Source organism: Acinetobacter sp. SwsAc6, assembly GCF_013391565.1.
Lineage (GTDB): Bacteria > Pseudomonadota > Gammaproteobacteria > Pseudomonadales > Moraxellaceae > Acinetobacter > Acinetobacter cumulans.
Window position 1 is genome coordinate 63191 of sequence record NZ_JACAXE010000001.1, and the last position, 20543, is coordinate 83733.

A 20543-nucleotide genomic window follows, 5' to 3' on the forward strand; every position below is an offset into this window, starting at 1 on the left:
ACAAGATATAGGCTTTCAGTTTTTAGCTGGCTTGATTCCTACGCAGGTATTAACCTGATCAGGTTCAACGGTACTCACCTTTAAAAGCATGTAATGCTTTTAAGTGATCTCAGCGGGAGATTACCCGCGCTCCGTCAAGCGATGCTCTAATTTTAGCGGAGTTGTACTGAAAAACAAAGCACGAAGCGACAGTAATCAGTACGATAAAAATGCTTTGCGAAGATTTAACAAGGTGATGATGTGTATACATCACAGACAGATAGCATCACTAAAACAGTCTTTGCTAGAGTTTTGGCGTGTTAAATCAAGATAATGTATCAATTGTTGTTCGGCAGTTGCAGATGCAGGAATCTTTTGTCTACGTTGCTCTTCGCTCATGTGATAGAACTGAATAAATTTCTTCGCCAATTTTGATAATTCAGAATCATGGCGTTGGGATAGTTTTTCAATTTCCTCCCAAGAGCTTACTCGTACAGAATATTGGTCATGATAGCCTTCTGATACGGGGCTTTTGGGTGCACCAATAAATAAAAAATAACGATATTGTGCGAGAAGCAATTTAGCATCACTTAAGTAGCTACTTTGTGGATATTGTTGAATATAATCTTCCCAATAGAGCGCGCGCCGTGCCACTTCAAAGGGTTCAATGAGCAGGCTTTTGTCTTGAATAGCAGTTTCAATATTTTGATGCGCCAAGTTTTCAATAAATACTTTTTCAGCCTCTGGCATATATGGCGCAAAAATCCGGGCCAGATATTCAGGGCTACGACGGTAGCTCAGTTGTTCATTGCCTGCATCCACCACTTCAACATAGGCTTGTCCTTGGTGTTTGAGTAAGTATTGATCACGGGCGGTCAGCTGTTCAAAATGACTCTGATGAATGGTGGGGTGTTGTGCCATATCAAACGCATAGCGCTCAAAGGCGATTTGCTGTGCAGGGGTACGGGTAACTTGTAAAAAGTTATCGTACATTTTTAAGGATAGGCTTAATAAGGCTTTTTGTTGCTCAAGATTAAGCAAAGGCAAGCAAACTTTTAAATCTTGATTAATTTGTTCTAGGGCAAAAGTGGTACGCTGATCATTAATCTCAGCCATATTTTTTTTAATATTTTGGCACATGAGCGTGAGATCAACTGCCGTATTTTGTACTTTAGGTGTTTCAATTTGCTCTTTAATTGGGTGTGGCTCATCTTGTTGCTGACAGGCAACCATTGCAATTATGCAACCAATAAGGAGAATTCTGTATGGAACAGAAAAAAAAGAACGTAAAGACACAGTCACCCAGTCACAAAAAATTGAAATTTGTCCGATAGAATGTCGGTATTTTATAGCGCCAAAAGCATGAAGAATGTGTAGTATTGTGCATTGCTTTGTTACAGCGTTGTCAGCGTTTATGATTATTTCAGGAAAATACGCTAAATTATAAGAATCACTGTAAAAAATTAATAAAAATCATACGGAAAATTGCATAAATCGCTTTAGTATTTGCTTTGACTTCAGATTGAATGTCAAAGAAGCGATAAAGAATTGCAGGGATTTGCCAAAAAAAATGAAGATAAATTACTTACTCTGTACGTGTGCGTTGTTCTTAAGTCCATGGGCCACTGCCTTGGATTTGGTCGATGCTTATGAACGAGCAAAACAGTCTGATCCTACTTGGCAAGCCAATCAGTTGCAGTATAAAGCCGATCAATTGAACCTTGGTATTGCTTCAGGCAATTTATTGCCCACGATTAGCTTATCGGGCAATGTGACCCGTAAAAACCAAGGTGAAAATACATCAGGTGCATCGGCAGGGTTGAATATGCCTAGCAGTGTGACCAGTAAACAAATTGCTTTAACAGCTCGCCAGCCACTTTTTCGCTGGGATGCATGGGAAGGGTTAAAGCAAGTCAAAACCTCAATTAATTTGAGTGAAATTAGTCTTCGGTTACAACGACAAGATCATATTTTAAATGTCGCGGATTCCTATTTTAATGTACTGCGTCAGCAAGCTTTAACCGTGGCTAATTTACAAGAAGAAAAAGCACTATCTGAACAGCTCAAAATGATGGATGCCAAGCTCAAAGAAGGCTTAGTGGCTAAAAGCGATGTGAGTGAAGCCAATGCGCAGTATCAAAATGCGCGGGCGAACCGCATGGCCACACAAGTACAATTGGTGTTGGCACAAGAAAAACTCCAGCAAATGATTGGCCCTTATACTGAAAATTTAGCCGTGCTACGTGATGATTTTGAATTTCAGAAACCTGTTCCAAGTAGTATGCAGGCTTGGGAAGATTTAGCCATGGGGCAGAACCTCGGTATTTTGCAAGCACGTATGCAACAACGTTATGCCGAAGATAAAAAGCGTGTCGAAAAAGCGGCACTTTACCCACAAATTGAAGCTGTTGGTACGTATGGTTATGCCAAGCAAAGCCCAAACTCGATCATGTCGCAAGATGGTCAGTTTAACCAAGTGGGTGTAGAAATGAATTGGAATCTGTATACGGGTGGGCGTACGCAGAAGTCGATTAAACAAGCCGCAGTGAATGTGCAAAAAAGTGAAGCAGAATTAGACGCAGCTGTCCGTAAAGCCACAACGGATGTCAAGCAAGCCTATATGCAGGTAGACACAGATCAAACGAAGATCCAAGCGCGTAAAGCTGCAATGGAGTCTTCTGCAACGGTGTCGAAGGCTTCACAAGCACAGTACCGTGAGGGCTTAAAAACCATGGTCGATGTACTATTGGCGCAGCGTAACGCTTTTTCTGCTAAGCAAGATTATTTAAATACCAAATATGATTATTTGGTCCATGTATTGAAGCTTAAAGCGGCTGTGGGTAAGTTGAGTGAAACTGACCTTGAAGAAATGAACATCTGGCTGTCTCAACCTACGGTCGATATGCGTATAAATAAACCTTAAGTCGTCATAAAAGCTTCATAATGGATATGTTCTAATAGAGCCTATTAAATTCTCTAAATTTGTTGCTGTGGAGTGCATGCATTGAGCCCAAACAACCCAATTTTAAATCACCATATTTCGTCTCAATTTAATGAAGATTTACAGGGTGTAAACACGAAGTTTATGACCATGGGTGGTTTGGTTGAACAGCAGGTGGCAAATGCAATCCATGCTTTATTGGATACCGATGCCGCGATGGCGATTGATGTGCAATTTCAAGACAATGCAGTAAATCGTTTAGAAACAGAAATTGATGAAGCGCTGACCTTAATTTTGGCACGTCGTCATCCTGCAGCTATTGATTTACGTATGGTGATTGCAATGTCCAAAGCCAATACAGATTTAGAACGAATTGGTGATGAAGCTGCAAAAATTGCCCGTATTGCACAAAGCTTATGTGAAGAGGGTGGTTCACCTCGCGGTTACATGGAAACTCGTCATATTGGTAACCAAGTGCGTGTCATGATTCATGATGCCTTAGATGCTTTTGCACGTTTAGATGTAGATCAGGCTTTAAAAGTACTGTTGGCTGATGCCGATATTGACCGTGAATATCAGTCTGCAACACGTACTTTAATGACCTATATGATTGAAGATCCGCGCCATATTACGCGTGTGATTAATGTAATGTGGGTACTTCGTTCTTTGGAACGTATTGGTGACCATGCACGCAATATTTCAGAGCAAGTGATTTATATGGTGAAAGGTCTTGATGTGCGCCATACCAGTGTAGAAGAAATTGAGTTGAAGGTTCAGCGCTAAGCGACTGAATGAAGCTTAAAAGCCTGCGAATTGCAGGCTTTTTTATTTTTAAGTGCGTATGGTTTGCTTAACTATGTGTTTCTTCTTCACCATCTTCTTCAAAGGTTTTGGCAATTTTTTCAATATTGAGGCTCTTGGCCATCGCATCAAAAATATCTTTATACACACCTTCTTGATGATAAAGCTGATGATGTTCGCCATGTTCTGCAATACATCCATCTTTCATCACATAGGTGTAATCAGCATCAATAATTTGCGACAAACTGTGGGAGATAATGACCACAGTACGGCCTTGCTTAATTTCATCGAGGCTGTGTTTGATTTGCTCAGTGGCAATCGCATCTAAGCTGGCTGTAGGTTCATCTAAAAAAATAATCGGTGGATTTTTTAAAAACATTCGTGCTAAGGCAATGCGTTGTTGTTGGCCACCGGACAGCATAAGTGCATCTGTGTCATAGCTATGTTCGAGTTGCAAAATTTGCTCATGAATTGAGGCTTTTTTTGCAGCTTCAATGACATCGTCTAAGCTGGCATGGGTTTTACCATAACGAATATTTTCAAAAATTGTGCCTTGGAAAATATGATTTTTTTGCAAAACTAAACCAATATGTTCACGTAAATAATGCGTATCGATGTCTTGCAGGGGAATCCCATCAATCTGAATTGTTCCTGCTTGAGGTTGGTAAAATTTGTCTAAGAGACTAATTAAGGTCGATTTTCCTGCACCCGACAAACCGACTAAGGCAGTAATTTTATTGGGTTGAATGGTCATATTGATCTGTTTTAAAGCTTGATGACCATTGGGATAGGAAAAGTCGACATTTTGTAGTTTAAATTCACCCTGAATTGATGGCTTTAAGGGGCCAGAATGTTCAATTTCATCATCCGCTTCAAGAATGCCAAAGAAGCTTTCGGCATAAATCATGGCATCATTCACTTCATCATAGATGCGATGCAAAGAGCGAATCGGAGCTGAAACATTATTAAAGAGTAAAACATGGTACATAATCATCCCAATGGTCATTTGTCCATCGAGCACAAAATAGGCTGTTAATATAATAATGAGCACAATGCCAATTTGTTCAATAAAGGTTTTTAAGCCATCAAACACAAAACTGGTTTGGCGCGTGCGCATTTGGTTGTGGGTGAGTTCTTTTTGTAGTTTTAGCTGTTTTTCTGCTTCAATCGATTCGCGATTAAACGACTTAATGACGGTAATTGAATTAATAATACCTAAAATCCCTTGGCTTTTTTTCTCACGACCGTCACGTAAGTTTCTACGCCATCCCCCGAGCTTTTGCGCTTGTTTATAGGTCAGCCAAAAGTAAATTGGCACAATGCTAAGGGCGACTAATCCGACATAGATGTTGGCATAAAACATGAGCCCGAGCGCAACAATGGCACTGGTAAATAAGGGCAAGATATCAATAAAAAATATTTGCACTAAGCGGGTGAGAGAGCCAATCCCACGGTCAATACGAGTTTGTAATTTACCCGCTTGGTTTGCATCGTGATTAAAAAAAGCCAAGCGATAGGTGAGAAATTTTTCAATAATGCCTTGAGCTAAATCTTGCGATACAAAAATGCGCAGTTTCTCGCCATAAAATTTTTGACCAAATTGCACCACCGCATTGAGGATTTCTTTGCTTAATAAAATGATGCTAATGGTGATTAAGATGCGCCAGCCTTCGGCGAGACCCTGACCAGCCTCTAACAGCGAATTGATCCGATCGACGGCATATTGCAAGGTGAGTGCATTGACTTGTGTTGTTAAGGCGCCAATAAGCGTTAAAATTAAGGTCGCGATAACCAATAATTTATAAGGATGCACAAAGGGGCGTAACTTATGAAAGAGTTGCCAAAGGCTCATGGGCAGTTATTTTTATTGTTGAATTGATTTTAGTGTAAGTATTTCAACCCATACCAACAAGCGACTTCCTTGTATTAAATTGTGAGCAAAATTGCATAAGTATAAGTCTACAGTAGGCCAGACAAAACAAAGTGCCCTCGACCAGAGACATTACTTTTATTGAGACAAGAAAAAAGCCCATAGAAACATGAGCTTTTTACTTCTGAGGAGTGTCTTCTTTATATCGCACAAAGATGTCATGGAACATTATGGTTGATGAAGAACAATAATCATATTATGAGAATCTATCTAAATATTCAACTATTTTTGTGCAATCAAAGATGCTTTTATAGAGGTGAATGCTGTGTTTGCTCAGCCAGTGTATTGACCTTTTTCTCAATTAAACTGGCATTTTCTTGCAAAATCTCAATGAGTTTTTGTAGATTAACAAACTCAAAGCGGTTTTTAGATGCTAACAAGGTCAGTGCGAGTGGTGGTTCTTTGCTGGAAAATTTGATCGGCACGGACAAACCAGAAATATTAGGATCGAGTTCACCTACAGAAAAATAATAGCCTTGCTTTTTAATCTTCTTCATTTTTTCTAAAAACTCATGCTGATCTTGCGCAAAATTGACTGCTGATAATTGTTCTGCAAAGCGTTGATAGTAATCCAGCATCATCTGTTTAGGTAAATGTGAAATCATAACTTTGGCTGATGAACCGACAAAGACAGGACGTGGACAACCGCGACCATACGACAGCAGCAAGGTGTTTTTATACACTTCATCATGTAGATCAATGCAGGAATCATGATTTAAATGCGTTAATAGGCAAGAAAACTCTGTCCGTTCGACAATATCTTGCATAAACGGCGTGCTGATTTGGACCAAGGGATCTGTGGTACGTGAAATATAGTCCAAAACGGCTATTTTTGAGCCCAATGTATAATCGCCAGAGGTTCCACTTAGGCGTTGTAATAGTTCTACAGAGACCAATTCTTTTAAATAGCGGTAGCTCGTGGGTTTTGATAAGCCAAGTTCTTCACTGATGATATCGACATTAATGACGGGACGTGAAATAGAGAATAAGTCCAAGACAGTAAGAATTTTACCAAAACTGGATAGGGCCATAAAAAACCTACTTGCTCAAAATAAGCGGAAAATTTCAAATTAAGAGTTACTTTATAACAAAAACACTGCTGCTCTGCAGGAGTTTTCGACACATTCTGTATGTCAGCTGTGAGCTTCAAAGGAGAATCTTTGGCTCTTGGATTGCATTTTAATTAGAAAGTATGAAGATAAAATAAGTTAAATTATCACTATTGGATAATTTATATTGACTTTAAATGCTAAATTTGAAAAAATGCAACCAAAATATCTAATGGCGAATTATTAACCTTTATTTGGGTTGGTGCATTCTTTCGCCAAATTTCTTTGCTTTTAAACCATATCTACGTAGGCATCGTATTGGATGTTGGACCTGCTCAGGTCGAGTCATCCCTGTGAGTTCGTGGTTTAAAAGCATCATCTTTGAGAAAGACATGTTATTAACCAAACAATTACTTGCATTTCGTCCGAATAAAATGGACTGGATTTTTGCGACTAAAACGTTTTTAGCAGGCATGCTTTCACTTTATGTTGCATTCGCTTTAAATTTGGCCTATCCCATTTGGGCGATTGGCACTGTATTTGTTATTGCCAATCCTTATGCAGGCATGACGTCTTCTAAAAGTTTGTATCGCGTTTTAGGGACGCTATTGGGTGCGGTCGTTTCCGTTGCTGTTACACCGTTTTTAATTAACACCCCTTGGCTATTTACTTTCTTTTTAGCCTTTTGGGTGGGTTTTTGTCTTTATATTTCACTGTTAGACCGAACCCCGCGTAGTTATGTGTGTATGTTGGCGGGCTATACCACGGTGATTATTTGCTACAACATTATTTATAACATCGATACCAGCTCTATATTTGATATGGCTGTAGGGCGGTTTTTAGAAATTACGGTTGGGGTGGTGTGTAGTGCGATTGTGACGACCACTATTTTTCCAATGCATATTGGGCCTGCTGTAAAAACCCGAGTGTCAAAAGCACTTTTAGATACAAAACAGCTTTTTGAAAAAATATTAATAGATGAAAAAGCATTAGAAAATTACAGCACGGCGCTGAGTCATATTGCACGTGATATTGCTGATATTCATGTCATGGCCGTGCATTTGACTTATGAAAAATCAACTTTGAAGGGGATGACCAAACCCTTACAAGAGTTATTGCATCAGCTCAGTATGCTGGTGAGTAATATGGTTGCCATGGCAGAACGCATTAAACAACTCGATGAAATTGATACGAATTATCGACCACAGCTAGAGCTTGCAAGACAACATATTGTTGAATTTTTGGATACACATGAAGATTTTTCTGAGCGTGAATTAAACACTTTACCTGAAAGTTTTGAACAGGATTTTGCCAATATATCGGCGGTGGCAACCTCATCACAACAAGTGGTTATTCAGAGCTTTAAAATGGATATTCGCCATTTTATTCAGAATGTACGTGCAATTAAATTGATTTGGCAGCGCATACAAAAAGGTGATGCATCTTTACCTGAGAGTGTTGCGCCCTTAACCACTACTTATCCAAGTCTACATCGAGATCATGGGATGGCGGTGCGAGGAGGAATTTCTGCATTTTTAATTGTGCTGATTGCCACAGGTTTTTGGATTATGAGTGGCTGGAAGGCCGCATTTATGTTGGCTGAAATGGCGGCAATTAGTGCATGTATTTTGACGTCGATGGATAACCCTGTGCCTGCTTTGAAAATGTTTATTCGTGGGAATATTTATGCAGGGGTTATGGTGTTTATTTATGCCTACGGTATTTTTCCGCACGTCACCGAGTTTTGGCAGTTGGCCTTGGTTCTTGCGCCATTTGTAATGTATTGCTTAATGATGTTTCCTCATCCGCCCTTAACTGGCTTGGCTTTACCTGTCCTTATGGGAACGATTATGGGACTTAACTTTCAAAATCGTTATTCGTTAGATCAGATCTTCTTTTTTGATGCGTCTATTGGCACGGTACTTGGTCCAATTATTTCTGTTTATGTAATTCATTTGGTTCGAGCGATGTCGCCAGATATTACGGCACAGCGTATTTTGGCCTTACATTACAAAGATATCAGGCAAGCCTTATATATCCCTTATGGAGTGAACTTCCGCATTCACCTACGTGGCATGTTCGATCGGATTGGTATTCTCAATACCAAAGTAGTGCAATCAGACTTATTAAAGAAAAAGATTAATTTGGCCCTGATTGAGTCCAGTGCGGTTATTGATTTAACCCGTCTTCAAGAGCTGATTTCTAAGTTGAATGACGAGCCTGAACTTTGCCTAAGTTTGGCAGCGTTACAGTCTCATTTAGATGATTACTTCCGTGCGAAAGAGCTATATCAAGCAGAAGGTCAGTATCGAAATGAAATATTAAGCCAAATTCAAACATTAAAAATTCGAGCTTTAGATATGGAAAATTCGGATCTTTCTCAGCGACTACAGATTTCACTTAACAATATTCAAAGCAGTTTGTGTCATGCAAGTTTTGATAAAACTGAACAAACACATTGGGTGGGAGCATAAATATGGGTGAACTCAATATCTATGGTGTTTATGTCCCCATGCTTTTAGTGCAGAGCGTAATTGCTTACGTTGTGCTGTGCTTAGCGATGTTAGTAATAGACCCCTTAATCGCAAAAGGGTGGATCCCGTTACCTAGCGTTTTCTATTTATGTATTTATGTCATTTTACTATGGCTAATCCATTGGGGTTTTATTGTGTGTTCTGTTTAAGCACACAAATAATTGAAATGAACGAGGTAAAATGAAAATGGCATCTTTTGATTTGCGTAAAATCATACGACCCGTAGGTTTACTGGTTGTTGCGATTTTCGCGATATTGGCAATTACACATATTTGGAACTATTACAATGCAGCGCCATGGACACGTGATGGACGTATTCGAGGTGATGTCATTCAGGTCTCTTCGGATGTTTCAGGTTTAATTACTGAAGTTTTGGTTCAAGACAACCAAACGGTGAAAAAAGGGCAAGTTCTATTTAAAATCGATGTTGCACGCCAATCTCTTGATGTTGAGCAAGCGAAATCTGATTTGGCGAAAGCGAAAGCAAGCCTAGCCTCGGCGGAAGCCTCGTTACTACAGGCCAAAGCCAATGTTATAAAATCTGAAGCCACTAGAAATTTAGCAGACAAAAATGCAAATCGTTATTCAAACTTAATGGATGGCGCAATTTCAAAACAAGAACAAGACCAAATGTTTGCGCAAAGAGACCAATCTCATGCAGAGCATGAACAAATGCAGGCATCGATTGAGCAAGCCAAAGCCAATATTGTTCAGCAAAAAGCATTAATTGAAGTGGCAACCAGTAATTTGCATTTAGCACAATTGAATTTAAAGCGTTCAGAAGTGGTTGCACCTGCAGATGGCACATTATCCAACTTTGAATTAAAAGCAGGTAATTATGTCAAAGTAGGTCAAGCTGTTGCAGCTTTACTTGACCGTGAAGAACTTTATGTGGTGGGTTATTTTGAAGAAACTAAATTGAATAAAATTTATGTGGGCGCACCAGCATCTATTCAATTAATGGGGGATTCTCATAGCTTAAAAGGGCACGTTCAAGGGATTGCTTCAGGTATTGAAGATAGGGAAAGAACTTCAACCACAGGTTTGTTGGCCAATGTGAATCCAACCTTTAGTTGGGTGCGTTTGGCACAACGTGTTCCGGTAAAAATTGTTTTAGATGAAGTTCCTAAAAATGAATTGGCATTTGTTGCAGGTCGTACTGTGACAGTTCATATTTTAGAAGATAAGCAATAAAAAATCGTTCATTTCAAATATTCATCTAAAAATGAAAAAAGCATCTGATTCAGATGCTTTTTTTTATGAATGAAATCTGATTTAAGGTGTTAAACCTTCAGGGTTTCGATACCAACTTTCAATAAATAAAGCAGCTGCAATACTGTCTGCAGAGAGCTTTTTAGCGCGACCTTGAGCTTGATAATGATCGAGTTCATCCCGTGCTTCACGTGTTGTTAAGCGTTCATCCACCATTAAAGTTTCAATATTGGTTTGGTGGCGTAAGCGGCGGGCGAATTTACGTGCTCGTGCAGAAAGCTCTGATTCGCTATCATCCATATTAAGTGGTAAACCCACCAAAAATAAAGTCGGTTGGTATTGCTTCACAATTTTAAGTAAATCATCCCAAACCGGAATTCCATCTTTCATGGGAAATAACGGTAATGGATTGGCACTTTCAATAAGCGATTGGCCAACAGCCATGCCCATTTTTTGTGTGCCAAAGTCAAAGGCCATAATTAAATGCGGTGAAGATAAATCAGGCATGTCCTATCTCGGAAGAAAGCCAATTACGGTCGACGCCCATTTTTTTGTAGGCTGCATCCCAGCGGTCACTGTATGGCAAGTTAAAAATTAAATCCATATCGGAGTCACAAATGAGCCAATCACCACGAGAAATCTCTTGTTCTAATTGGTTTTTGCTCCAGCTGGCATAGCCTAATGCAATTTGATAACGACCAACACCTTCATTGTGTGCAATCGCATCTAAAATGTCTTTTGATGTAGTAATACAGACATTTTCACCTACCGCAATGGATGAATGCCATGTGGGTTGTCCCGTATGAAGTACAAAGCCTGCTTCTGGACGTAAGGGACCACCTTGCAAAACTTCATGCGGATTGACGTTATCCGCATTAATTTCCAGATCGTTGAGCAACTCTTTAATTTGCAGGCCAGAAGGGCGGTTAATGATGATGCCTTGCGCGCCATCTTCATCGTGGCGTGCCAAATAAATCACCGTATTTGCAAAAAATTCATCTTGCATATCTGGCGGTGCAATCAAACATTGATGCGTCAGATATTGTTTGCTCACCGAAGGGCGTCTCCCTATCTCTATGATTGTCTTTATGATCTTTAATTTATTACACGTTACAAGAGGAATAAGATTTCGCCAAATACTTTTTGCATTTGGCGCGTTTTAATTCGTATCTTTTGCTGATTTGGGCTTAAGCGTGTTGAAATTTTAGATTGCGTAACTGTTTAGCATGTTGGAGTGTTGTTTCGCTAATTTCTACACCACCTGTCATACGCGCTAATTCTTGAATACGGCCGTCTTCTTCTAATTCTAAAATTGTACTGCTGGCTGGGTCAGTCTGACGCTTTTTAACCAATAGGTGTTGGTCTGATTGTGCGGCCACTTGTGCCTGATGAGTAATACATAAAATCTGCACATGTTGTGCCAAATCAGCCAATAAACGACCGACGATTTCCGCTGTACCACCGCTAATACCAACATCAATTTCATCAAAAACAATAATTTCGGCATCGGTTTTTTCGGCATTCATCACCTGCATCACCAAGGCAATTCGCGATAATTCACCACCAGAAGCAACTTTTGCCAAGGGCTGTGCAGGAATGCCTTTGTTTGCGGTAAAGAGCAACTGAATGAAACTTAAACCTTCACTCGAGGCTTGCTCGAGTGGTTCAAATTTAAATTCAAAATGTGCTTCAGGCAACGCCAACTGTTTAACTTGCTCGGTTAATTGTTTGGCTAATGGTGTCGCTGCTTCACGGCGAATATGGTCTAAATGTTCAGCTTTTGCTAAAAAGTCTTGGTAAGACAACTCCACTTGCTCTGCAAGGGTTTCAGGGTCTTCCAATTCATGCAATTGCTGTAGTTCAGTTTGCCAAGTATCAAATTGCTCTTTTAAAAGTTCAGGTTGTGTACGGTATTTACGTGCTAAACGATGGAAGACTTCAAGCTGGGTATTGAGTTCTTCCATTCGTTCAGGATCAAAACTTTGACGGTCAATGAACTGGCGCAAGTTTGCTGTCGCATCATCTAATTCACTTTGCGCATTCAGCACAGCATTGTAAATTTCAGACAGTTGTTCACTACGCCCTGCATGCGACTCTAAACGGCGCAAAATAGATGAAATTTCTTGATTAATGTTTTGTTCTGCATCATCTAGGGCAGCCAGACCATAACCACAGTCTTGCATAATATGTTCATGATGACTTAAACGATCGAATTCTTGTTCAATCTCTTTGTAGTCTAGCTGTACAGGTTCTTCGAGTTCTTCAAGCTGTAATTGTAAGGTTTCAATTCTTTGCTTACGTGTCGCTTGTGCATCGAGTGCAGTTTGATGCAGTCGAATATTTTTATGCCACAGGCTATATGCATCACGTACTGCTTGAGCGGGTTCATGGAAGCTACTATAACGATCGATCCAGTGTTTTGGATAGGGCGGTTCGAGTAATTGTTGCTGACTATGCTGGCTATACAGTTGAACCAGTAAGCGCCCTAACTCTTTGAGCTCAGATAGACTGCTTGGTCGGCCATTAATCCATGCTTTGCTTCGACCCGTTGCAAAAATCACACGACGTAAATGGATTTCCCCTGACTCATCATCTAACTCCTGCTCTTTTAGCCAAAGCGCTTCTGGTGAGCCTTCTTGATAACTAAAGGTGGCTGTAACATCGGCTTTATCTGATCCATAACGCACATAATTGGTATCTGTACGTTCTCCTAAACACGCTGAGAGGGCATCCAATAACAAGGATTTACCTGCGCCAGTTTCACCCGTTAAAACGTTAAAACCTTTTTCAATATCAATGGCTAAATGGTCGGCTAATGCAAAATTGATCAGAGTTAAATGTGTCAGCATACACGCATCCGAGCTGCGAAGAGTTTGAGTTTTAAGATAGACAAGTTTTGTTTTTCTCACAAGACGGCTTAGTTGAGATAAGACCGAAAAACAGCATCATTTTAACGCAATTTGGACAAGATGATATAGGAGAAGTGATGATGATCATCATCGCCGATATTTCATGGGGTTAAATATGAGTATTGATCACAATACTGTCATGTTTTGGTCACTTAACTTAGATATAGCTACAGTAATTTTACAAAAAATAAGCTGTTGGTCTAATTTTGGCATGTTCTTCGCTAGTTTATTTTATGATAGCTTCAAGTCCAATGATTCTTTAAAGTGCTCATAGACAAAGTTTTACATGTCATATTTTTGTATCATAAAAAGTGATTTGAGATTCAAAAATAGTTGCTTTAGACTCAGTCTGCTTTTGAAGCAGAATCGTCAATATGGATATGAGCTTTGGCGATGAAGGCGGCATGATCACTTGATTCCGTCTGTGCATTCATTGATTGATTAGTTCAAGTGGCGGAATTAAACTAACTCAATCTAAATATTATAAATATGCTTTATCTGGAGAAATACGCATGTCAGCGCAGTTTGATCATGTATCAGTTGTAAAAAAATCAAATGTTTATTTTGGTGGTCTATGCATTAGCCATACCGTTCAATTTGAAGATGGTACCAAGAAAACATTGGGTATTTTGCTTCCAACGGAAAAGCCACTGACATTTGAAACACATGTCCCTGAGCGTATGGAAATCATTTCAGGTGAATGCCGTGTACAAATTGGCGATAGCGAAGAAAGCGAATTGTTCCGTGCAGGTCAGTCCTTCTATGTACCGGGTGAAAGCCGTTTTAAAATTGAAACAGATGAAGTGTTAGATTACGTATGTCATTTTGAAGGCTAAGCGATTCCGTAGCCAAATTGAAGTAAGGCAAGGAAATTTTGCCCTGAATCAGTTAAACTAATGCTATCGCAAAAATCCTGTAAAGCTGGCTTTGCAGGATTTTTTATTTTATATCTCTCCAATTGTTGTCGTTAAGAGGCCGTTCATGGCAAAACCTGAATATTATTATGGCGTTCATGCAGTGGAATCATTGCTTGAGCTAGAGCCAGAGCGCGTTTTAACTTTATTTGCTTTAAAAGGCCGTGATGATCAGCGTTTACAGCATGTATTTGAATTGGCTGAACCGTTTGGTATTAGCATTCAAAAAGCGAGCCGTGACACCTTAGAAAAGCTAGCAGGTCAGCCTTTCCATCAAGGCGTTGTGGCCGCTGTGCGTCCATACCCTACGCTCAATGAAAAAGACTTAGATACGTTGATGGCTGCTTCAACACAGCCGATCTTGTTGGCGTTGGATCATATTACAGATCCTCACAACTTAGGTGCATGTATCCGTACTGCGGCCGCAATGGGGGTTGAGGCGGTGATTGTACCTCGCGATCGTGCAGCGAGTCTTACACCAACAGCGCGTAAAGTGGCAGCGGGTGGGGCAGAAAAAGTTAAATTTATTCAAGTGACCAATTTGGCACGTACCTTAGCGCATTTAAAAGAAGAGTTTAATGTGCGTGTTGTGGGAACTATGCTGGATGAAAAAGCATTGCCAATCCAACAGTTTGATTTTACAGGCACACCAGTTTGTGTAGTGATGGGCGCTGAAGATACAGGCTTACGCCCAATTACGCAGTCGCAGTGTGATCAAACGGTATATATTCCAATGAATGGTAATTTACAAAGTTTGAATGTCAGTGTTGCTACAGGTATGGCTTTGTACGAAGTATGTCGCCAGCGTAATCACTAATACACTCATATTGAGTGAGTTTGACTTAATTTAAGAAATAAAAGTTTATGTCTCCCCAAAAACAAGGTTATCTCTATGTTCTGATTACAATGTGTATTTGGGGGGGATTTACTCTGACTGCACGGCTCAGTGCAAACTGGGGAATCGGCGCATGGGATATTACCGCACTGCGCTTTTTATTGGCCTTTTGCATATTAATGCCGATCTTAATCTATAAAAAAGACACCGCTTTTTTATGGAAAAAAGAACCTTTTATTTTGGCCATGATTGGTGGTGTAGGATATTGTTTAACCGCATATTCAGCATTTCATTATGCACCAGCTGCACATGCAGCTATTTTTCTCAATGGCTTTATTCCGCTGTGTACAGCAATCGCTGCCTTCGCTTTATTTAAGCAGGCTTTTGATCGGCATACTTGGGCGAGTCTAGTCATTATGATTGGTGCGATTAGTGTCATGAGCTTCTTAATGTATCGTGAAACTGGGGTCGCATTTGGTCTAGGGGATCTCCTATTTGTCATGAGTGCCATTTGGTGGGGTGTTTTTAGCGTATTGCTAAGACAGTGGCAATTAAGCGCATGGCATGCGATGGCTGGGGTTGCTGTATGGTCAGCGATCGTATTTGTGCCAATTTATCTTTTATTTCTGCCTAAGCATTTAAGTGAGCCTGAGCCGATGCATTTGCTGGCTCAAGTTTTATATCATGGCATTTTTGTGGTGATTGTTGCGACCTTAACCTATGTGGAAGCAATTAAACGCCTTGGAGCCTTTAAGGCGGGCAGCATTGTCACACTGGCACCATTTATGGCTGCAATTTTGGCCGTTCCATTGCTGAATGAGCCTTTAAGTTTTGCGATTATTTGTGGTTTATTCGGGATGGCAATAGGTGCTTTGCAGCCATGGCGTTGGTTGCGCCGTCGTTAAGTTGCCGAATGATCTGTGAATGAATGTGCAAAAAAAGCAGTCTGTATTAAGACTGCTTTTTTTCTGCGCGTTTTAAGTATTGTTGATGTAGGGGCGTTAACTGTTGATATAAATGATCGAGATGACCATCATTCACAACAATATCATCAGCCAAGGCGCGTTTATCTGCCCGTGACATTTGTACCTGGATAATATTTTGAATTTGTTCAACACTTTGGCCATCACGTTGGCTGGCACGTTGAATTTGTAGGGATTCGCTCGCATCAATTAAAAGGGTGTGATGGGTCAGTTCATGCTGATTGGTTTCAAACAAAAGTGGTGAAACCAAGATGACATAAGGACTGCTGGCATGCTGTAGTTGCTGAATAATGGATTGGCGAATGGCAGGGTGAGTGATCTGTTCTAAGATTTTACGTGCTTCAGGTGATTTAAAAATATGTTCACGTAAAGCAGGGCGGTTTAATTCGCCATTGTCGAGTAAAACCCAATCACCAAACGCACGTTGAATATCGAGTAATGCACCATGCCCAGGCGCTACAACTTCTCGTGCCACAATATCGGCATCGACTACAGTGATATTTTGAGATTCAAACCATGCACTTGCAGCAGATTTACCGCTTCCAATACCACCTGTAAGACCCAAAATAAATGTCATGCCGAGATTACCTTTATGCTTGACCGAGATAGATTTTCATAATTTTCTCACCCCATAAAAACGCAATCCAACCAGCAATGGCAATATAAGGGCCAAAAGCAAATGGCTGGTTTTCTTTACGAACTTTGAGCAAAATAATACCGATAATCGCACCAACAAAAGAGGATAAAAGCACAATGAGAGGCAACATGAGTGGCCCCATCCATGCGCCTAAAGCCGCTAATAATTTAAAATCACCATAGCCCATGCCTTCTTTGCCTGTAATGAGTTTAAATGCGTAATAGACAGTCCATAAGCATAGAAAACCCAGTAAATAACCCCAAATCGAAGCGGTCGGAGAGACATAAATGGCATAGCTATTAATCCCTAAACCTAGGGCAGCTAGGGGGAGGGTGTAGCGATCTGGCAAAAGCTGTGTATCAAAATCGATAAAAGTCAGTGCGATCAGCATATAAGTCAGCACCAGACCAAAGAGCATTTGTAACGTTGGGCCAAAGACAGCAACAACAATTAAAGCACAGACAGCTGTGAGTAATTCGATACAAGGATAGCGAATACTAATTGGGTTATGGCAACTCCCGCATTTGCCTTTTAAGCTTATCCAGCTGATCACGGGGATATTTTGATACCAGCGAATTGGAGTGTGGCACTTAGGGCAGGTTGAGGCAGGCTTGCTTAATGTGATCTTTGTTTCATCAATGATAGGTTGTTCAGGGTGAAGGAAAAGTGTGCAGTCAGTTCGCCATTCCTGTTCCATCATTTTTGGGGTGCGATATATAACGACATTTAAAAAACTGCCGATACAGAGACTAAAAATCCCAACAACGCAATAAAGCGCTGTTGGGTTTTGAATTAAATATTCTACTAAATCTTGCATTAAACCACGGAACCCATTTGGAAGATTGGTAAATACATGGCAATTACGAGACCACCAACAAGTACACCTAAAACTGCCATAATTAGAGGTTCCATCATTGCTGTTAAGCCATCTACGGCATTATCTACTTCATTTTCATAATGGGTTGCAACTTTGTCTAACATTGAATCGAGAGCACCAGATTCTTCACCAATCGCTACCATTTGCACCGCCATGGATGGGAATTTATTGGTAACGCGCATGGCAAACTGCAATTGTTGACCAGTTGCGACATCATCGCGGATTTTTAAGACCGCTTCTTCATAGACACAGTTGTTGGTTGCGCCTGCGGTAGACTCTAGCGCATCAATTAAGGGTACACCCGCAGCAAAAGTAGTTGCCAGCGTACGACTATAACGCGCGATAATCGCCTTATAAACTAGGTCACCAAAAATAGGAGCTTTGAGTGCAGCTTTATCAAGAAAATCACGGAATTTTTTACTACGTTTTTTCGCTTCAAGAAAACCAGCAATAATGGCAGCAATAACAATAATTAGAATAAACCAATATTGTTGTGTCCATTGTGACATATTCACAACCATTTTGGTGAAAGCTGGAAGGTCTGCACCAAAAGAGGTGAAGAGTTCTTCAAAAACTGGAACAACTTTGACCATTAAAATGATTGTAACAATCAGCGCGACAACAACGACTGTCGCAGGATATTTCATGGCTTTTTTAATTTTTTGTTTGAGAAGTTCACTCTTCTCTTTATAGATGGCTACACGATCCAGCATGGTTTCTAGTGCACCAGACTGCTCGCCTGATTCCACCAATGAGCAGAATAGGTTATCAAAGTATTGTGGATATTTACGTAAAGCACCAGCGAAGGTATTACCACCTTCTACTTCTCCTTTGATCCCTAATACAACTTCGCGCATGGCAGGGTTTTCTAAGCCTTCAGCGACGATTTCAAAACCTTGAACCAATGGAACACCAGCTTTCATCATGGTGGCCAACTGACGGGTAAAGATCGTGATATCTAAGGTTGTCACTTTCTTTTTCATAAAGCCTTCAAGAATATTTTTACGCTTTTCACGAATATTCTTGATGGTAATCCCTTGCTTACGCAAAGTGACTTTTGCCAGCGCCATATTGCGCGCAGGCATTTCCCCTTTAATTTTGGCCCCTTTACGGTCAACCCCTTCATAACTGAAGGTTGGCATCATCTGCCCTTTTTTGACAGCCATGATTTATCCTTATTTTATAAATACTAAATTATTCACTGGTTACACGATTGACTTCTTGTAAGGAAGTCACCCCCTGCATAACCTTAATGAGGCCAGAACGGCGTAAATTATTAAACCCTGCTTTGTCTGAGGCATCTGCAATTTGTATGGCGTTACCATCTTCCATAATAATGCGAGAAATTTCAGGTGTCACTTTCATTACTTCATAAATACCGACACGGCCTTTATAGCCTTCTCGACATTCTGAACATCCGACGGGTTGATAAAGCTTAAAATCTGGATTTGCGAGATCTTCTTCGGTAAAACCAAGCTCGATTAAGCTTTGGTGTGGAACTTCAACGGGTGCTTTACATTGTGAACAAAGACGACGCGCCAAACGCTGTGCAATCACTAAATTGACTGAAGTTGCAATATTAAAAGAAGGTACACCCATATTACGTAAGCGGGTTAGGGTTTCTGGGGCGCTGTTGGTATGCAGTGTTGACATCACCATATGGCCCGTTTGCGCAGCTTTAACCGCAATTTCTGCTGTTTCAAGGTCACGAATCTCACCAACCATGACAATGTCTGGATCTTGACGCAGGAATGACTTTAATGCTGCAGCGAAGGTTAAACCAACTTTGTTATTGACGTTAACCTGATTAATGCCTTCCAAGTTAATTTCCACAGGGTCTTCGGCTGTGGAAATATTGGTGTCCTCTCGGTTTAAAATATTTAAACCCGTATAGAGCGATACGGTTTTACCCGAGCCTGTTGGACCTGTGATGAGTAGCATGCCTTGGGGTTTATCAAGTGCTTGCATGAACAATTCTTTTTGCTCAGGCTCATAACCTAATGCATCAATCCCCAGCATGGCACTAGAAGGATCGAGAATACGCAGTACCAGTTTCTCACCAAATAATGTTGGGAGTGAGTTGACACGGAAGTCGATGGATTTTGTTTTTGATAGCTTGAGTTTAATACGGCCATCTTGTGGGATACGTTTTTCGGAAATATCCATCTGTGACATCACTTTTAAACGTGATGCCAAGCGATTGGCCAATTGTAGGGGAGGGTTGGTGATATTGCGTAATACACCATCTACACGATAACGGACACGATAACTTTTTTCATAAGGTTCGAAGTGTAAATCCGATGCGCCCATACGAATCGCATCAACCAGCAATTTGTTAATATATTTAACAATTGGTGCTTCTTCGCCTTTTTCTTCATCTTCAGAATCTTGTGGCTGGGGTGTACTGGTTCCATCGTCAAGATCTAAATCAAAATCATCATCAAATTCAAAGGTACTTTCTTCGGCAAACTGTTGTTCGATTAGTTTTTCTAGTTTGGCATGTTCAACAATAATGGCTTCGGTCTGCATTTTACTGCTGAATCGAATGGCATCAATTGCATCAATATTGGTTGGGTTACTCGTTGCAACAAAAAGAACATTGCTATGTTTAAAAATAGGTAAGACCCGAAAGCGCGTAATGAGCTTTTCATCTAAGCCCTCACGAATGATTTGGCTCGCATCGTAAGCACTAATATCAAAAACAGGTTCAGCGAATTCAATAGAGATCGTTTCAGCAATGGTGAGGCCAGATAGTCCAATTTCGCTGACAAGATAGGCTACGATGTCTTGGTTGGCTTTTTTTGCACTCAACATAGCTTGTTGCATGTTTTCAGCAGAAATGTGCCCTTCGTCGACTAAGCGACGAATAAATCCTGTAAATCGTGGAGAACCTTGTAATGCTGTCATGCGTAAATAAACCTATGCTTCAATTTGTTTATAAT

At 40.4% G+C, this 20543-nt stretch carries 18 protein-coding genes and 1 riboswitch; of the genes, 8 read left to right on the forward strand and 10 right to left on the reverse strand.

What is annotated here, in order from left to right; translation table 11 throughout:
* Window positions 1–18: 18 nt before the first annotated feature.
* A riboswitch (TPP riboswitch) is annotated at window positions 19–144 on the reverse strand.
* 105 nt (window positions 145–249) lie between these two features.
* The gene (locus HYG93_RS00295) at window positions 250–1212 is read right to left on the reverse strand and encodes a hypothetical protein (protein ID WP_120363878.1); all 963 of its coding nucleotides are present in this window, start codon (window positions 1210–1212) and stop codon (window positions 250–252) included.
* Between the two features lie 337 nt (window positions 1213–1549).
* Here HYG93_RS00295 and HYG93_RS00300 point away from each other — a divergent pair, with 337 nt between their 5' ends.
* Both HYG93_RS00300 and phoU read left to right on the forward strand, forming a co-directional pair.
* Window positions 1550–2902 carry a TolC family outer membrane protein gene (locus tag HYG93_RS00300; RefSeq protein ID WP_106983881.1) on the forward strand — a complete coding sequence of 451 codons (1353 nt, stop codon included), beginning with the start codon at window positions 1550–1552 and terminating at the stop codon, window positions 2900–2902.
* Between the two features lie 81 nt (window positions 2903–2983).
* Entirely contained in the window at window positions 2984–3703 is a 720-nt protein-coding gene (gene phoU, locus HYG93_RS00305) for a phosphate signaling complex protein PhoU (RefSeq protein ID WP_106984095.1), read from the forward strand.
* A 67-nt stretch (window positions 3704–3770) separates the two neighbouring features.
* Here phoU and HYG93_RS00310 read toward each other — a convergent pair whose 3' ends face one another.
* Both HYG93_RS00310 and HYG93_RS00315 read right to left on the reverse strand, forming a co-directional pair.
* Window positions 3771–5573: an ABC transporter ATP-binding protein gene (locus HYG93_RS00310; RefSeq protein WP_178961622.1), complete on the reverse strand. Its 1803-nt coding sequence runs from the start codon at window positions 5571–5573 to the stop codon at window positions 3771–3773.
* 326 nt (window positions 5574–5899) lie between these two features.
* On the reverse strand, window positions 5900–6682 hold the full coding sequence (locus tag HYG93_RS00315; protein ID WP_106983882.1) for an IclR family transcriptional regulator: 783 nt from the start codon (window positions 6680–6682) through the stop codon (window positions 5900–5902).
* A 410-nt stretch (window positions 6683–7092) separates the two neighbouring features.
* Here HYG93_RS00315 and HYG93_RS00320 point away from each other — a divergent pair, with 410 nt between their 5' ends.
* From HYG93_RS00320 to HYG93_RS00330, 3 genes are read left to right on the forward strand one after another with little or no spacing between them, the layout of a single operon-like run.
* Window positions 7093–9174 (forward strand): FUSC family protein, encoded by a 2082-nt coding sequence (locus tag HYG93_RS00320; protein ID WP_117006919.1) that lies wholly within the window; start codon window positions 7093–7095, stop codon window positions 9172–9174.
* Window positions 9175–9176: 2 nt separating this feature from the next.
* Window positions 9177–9383 carry a DUF1656 domain-containing protein gene (locus tag HYG93_RS00325; RefSeq protein ID WP_120363880.1) on the forward strand — a complete coding sequence of 69 codons (207 nt, stop codon included), beginning with the start codon at window positions 9177–9179 and terminating at the stop codon, window positions 9381–9383.
* A gap of 37 nt (window positions 9384–9420) precedes the next feature.
* The gene (locus HYG93_RS00330) at window positions 9421–10428 is read left to right on the forward strand and encodes an HlyD family secretion protein (protein WP_106984096.1); all 1008 of its coding nucleotides are present in this window, start codon (window positions 9421–9423) and stop codon (window positions 10426–10428) included.
* A gap of 81 nt (window positions 10429–10509) precedes the next feature.
* Here HYG93_RS00330 and ruvX read toward each other — a convergent pair whose 3' ends face one another.
* The 3 genes from ruvX to recN all read right to left on the reverse strand — a co-directional run bounded on the left by ruvX (window position 10510) and on the right by recN (window position 13295).
* Window positions 10510–10953, reverse strand: a complete 444-nt coding sequence (gene ruvX, locus HYG93_RS00335) for a Holliday junction resolvase RuvX (protein WP_106983885.1) — start codon at window positions 10951–10953, stop codon at window positions 10510–10512.
* The gene (locus HYG93_RS00340) at window positions 10946–11500 is read right to left on the reverse strand and encodes a YqgE/AlgH family protein (RefSeq protein WP_106983886.1); all 555 of its coding nucleotides are present in this window, start codon (window positions 11498–11500) and stop codon (window positions 10946–10948) included. Before HYG93_RS00340 ends, ruvX begins: the two co-directional genes overlap by 8 nt.
* A 133-nt stretch (window positions 11501–11633) precedes the next feature.
* Window positions 11634–13295 carry a DNA repair protein RecN gene (gene recN, locus HYG93_RS00345; RefSeq protein WP_106983887.1) on the reverse strand — a complete coding sequence of 554 codons (1662 nt, stop codon included), beginning with the start codon at window positions 13293–13295 and terminating at the stop codon, window positions 11634–11636.
* A gap of 572 nt (window positions 13296–13867) precedes the next feature.
* Between recN and HYG93_RS00350 the strand changes: the two genes are divergently transcribed.
* The 3 genes from HYG93_RS00350 (at window position 13868) to HYG93_RS00360 (ending at window position 16009) form a co-directional block, all read left to right on the forward strand.
* Entirely contained in the window at window positions 13868–14191 is a 324-nt protein-coding gene (locus tag HYG93_RS00350) for a pyrimidine/purine nucleoside phosphorylase (protein WP_106983888.1), read from the forward strand.
* A 145-nt stretch (window positions 14192–14336) separates the two neighbouring features.
* Window positions 14337–15086 (forward strand): 23S rRNA (guanosine(2251)-2'-O)-methyltransferase RlmB, encoded by a 750-nt coding sequence (rlmB, locus tag HYG93_RS00355; protein WP_106983889.1) that lies wholly within the window; start codon window positions 14337–14339, stop codon window positions 15084–15086.
* 47 nt (window positions 15087–15133) lie between these two features.
* Complete coding sequence (locus tag HYG93_RS00360; RefSeq protein WP_106983890.1) at window positions 15134–16009, forward strand: DMT family transporter; 876 nt, start codon at window positions 15134–15136, stop codon at window positions 16007–16009.
* 46 nt (window positions 16010–16055) lie between these two features.
* On the opposite strand, the gene coaE is transcribed toward HYG93_RS00360, so the two are convergent.
* Genes coaE through pilB form a run of 4 tightly spaced genes read right to left on the reverse strand, consistent with a single transcriptional unit; the run spans window position 16056 to window position 20508 of the window.
* Window positions 16056–16664 (reverse strand): dephospho-CoA kinase, encoded by a 609-nt coding sequence (gene coaE, locus HYG93_RS00365; RefSeq protein WP_120363881.1) that lies wholly within the window; start codon window positions 16662–16664, stop codon window positions 16056–16058.
* A 13-nt stretch (window positions 16665–16677) separates the two neighbouring features.
* The gene (locus HYG93_RS00370) at window positions 16678–17541 is read right to left on the reverse strand and encodes an A24 family peptidase (protein WP_106983892.1); all 864 of its coding nucleotides are present in this window, start codon (window positions 17539–17541) and stop codon (window positions 16678–16680) included.
* On the reverse strand, window positions 17541–18767 hold the full coding sequence (locus tag HYG93_RS00375) for a type II secretion system F family protein (RefSeq protein WP_106983893.1): 1227 nt from the start codon (window positions 18765–18767) through the stop codon (window positions 17541–17543). Before HYG93_RS00375 ends, HYG93_RS00370 begins: the two co-directional genes overlap by 1 nt.
* Window positions 18768–18795: 28 nt before the next feature.
* On the reverse strand, window positions 18796–20508 hold the full coding sequence (gene pilB, locus HYG93_RS00380; protein WP_106983894.1) for a type IV-A pilus assembly ATPase PilB: 1713 nt from the start codon (window positions 20506–20508) through the stop codon (window positions 18796–18798).
* Window positions 20509–20543 lie beyond the last annotated feature (35 nt).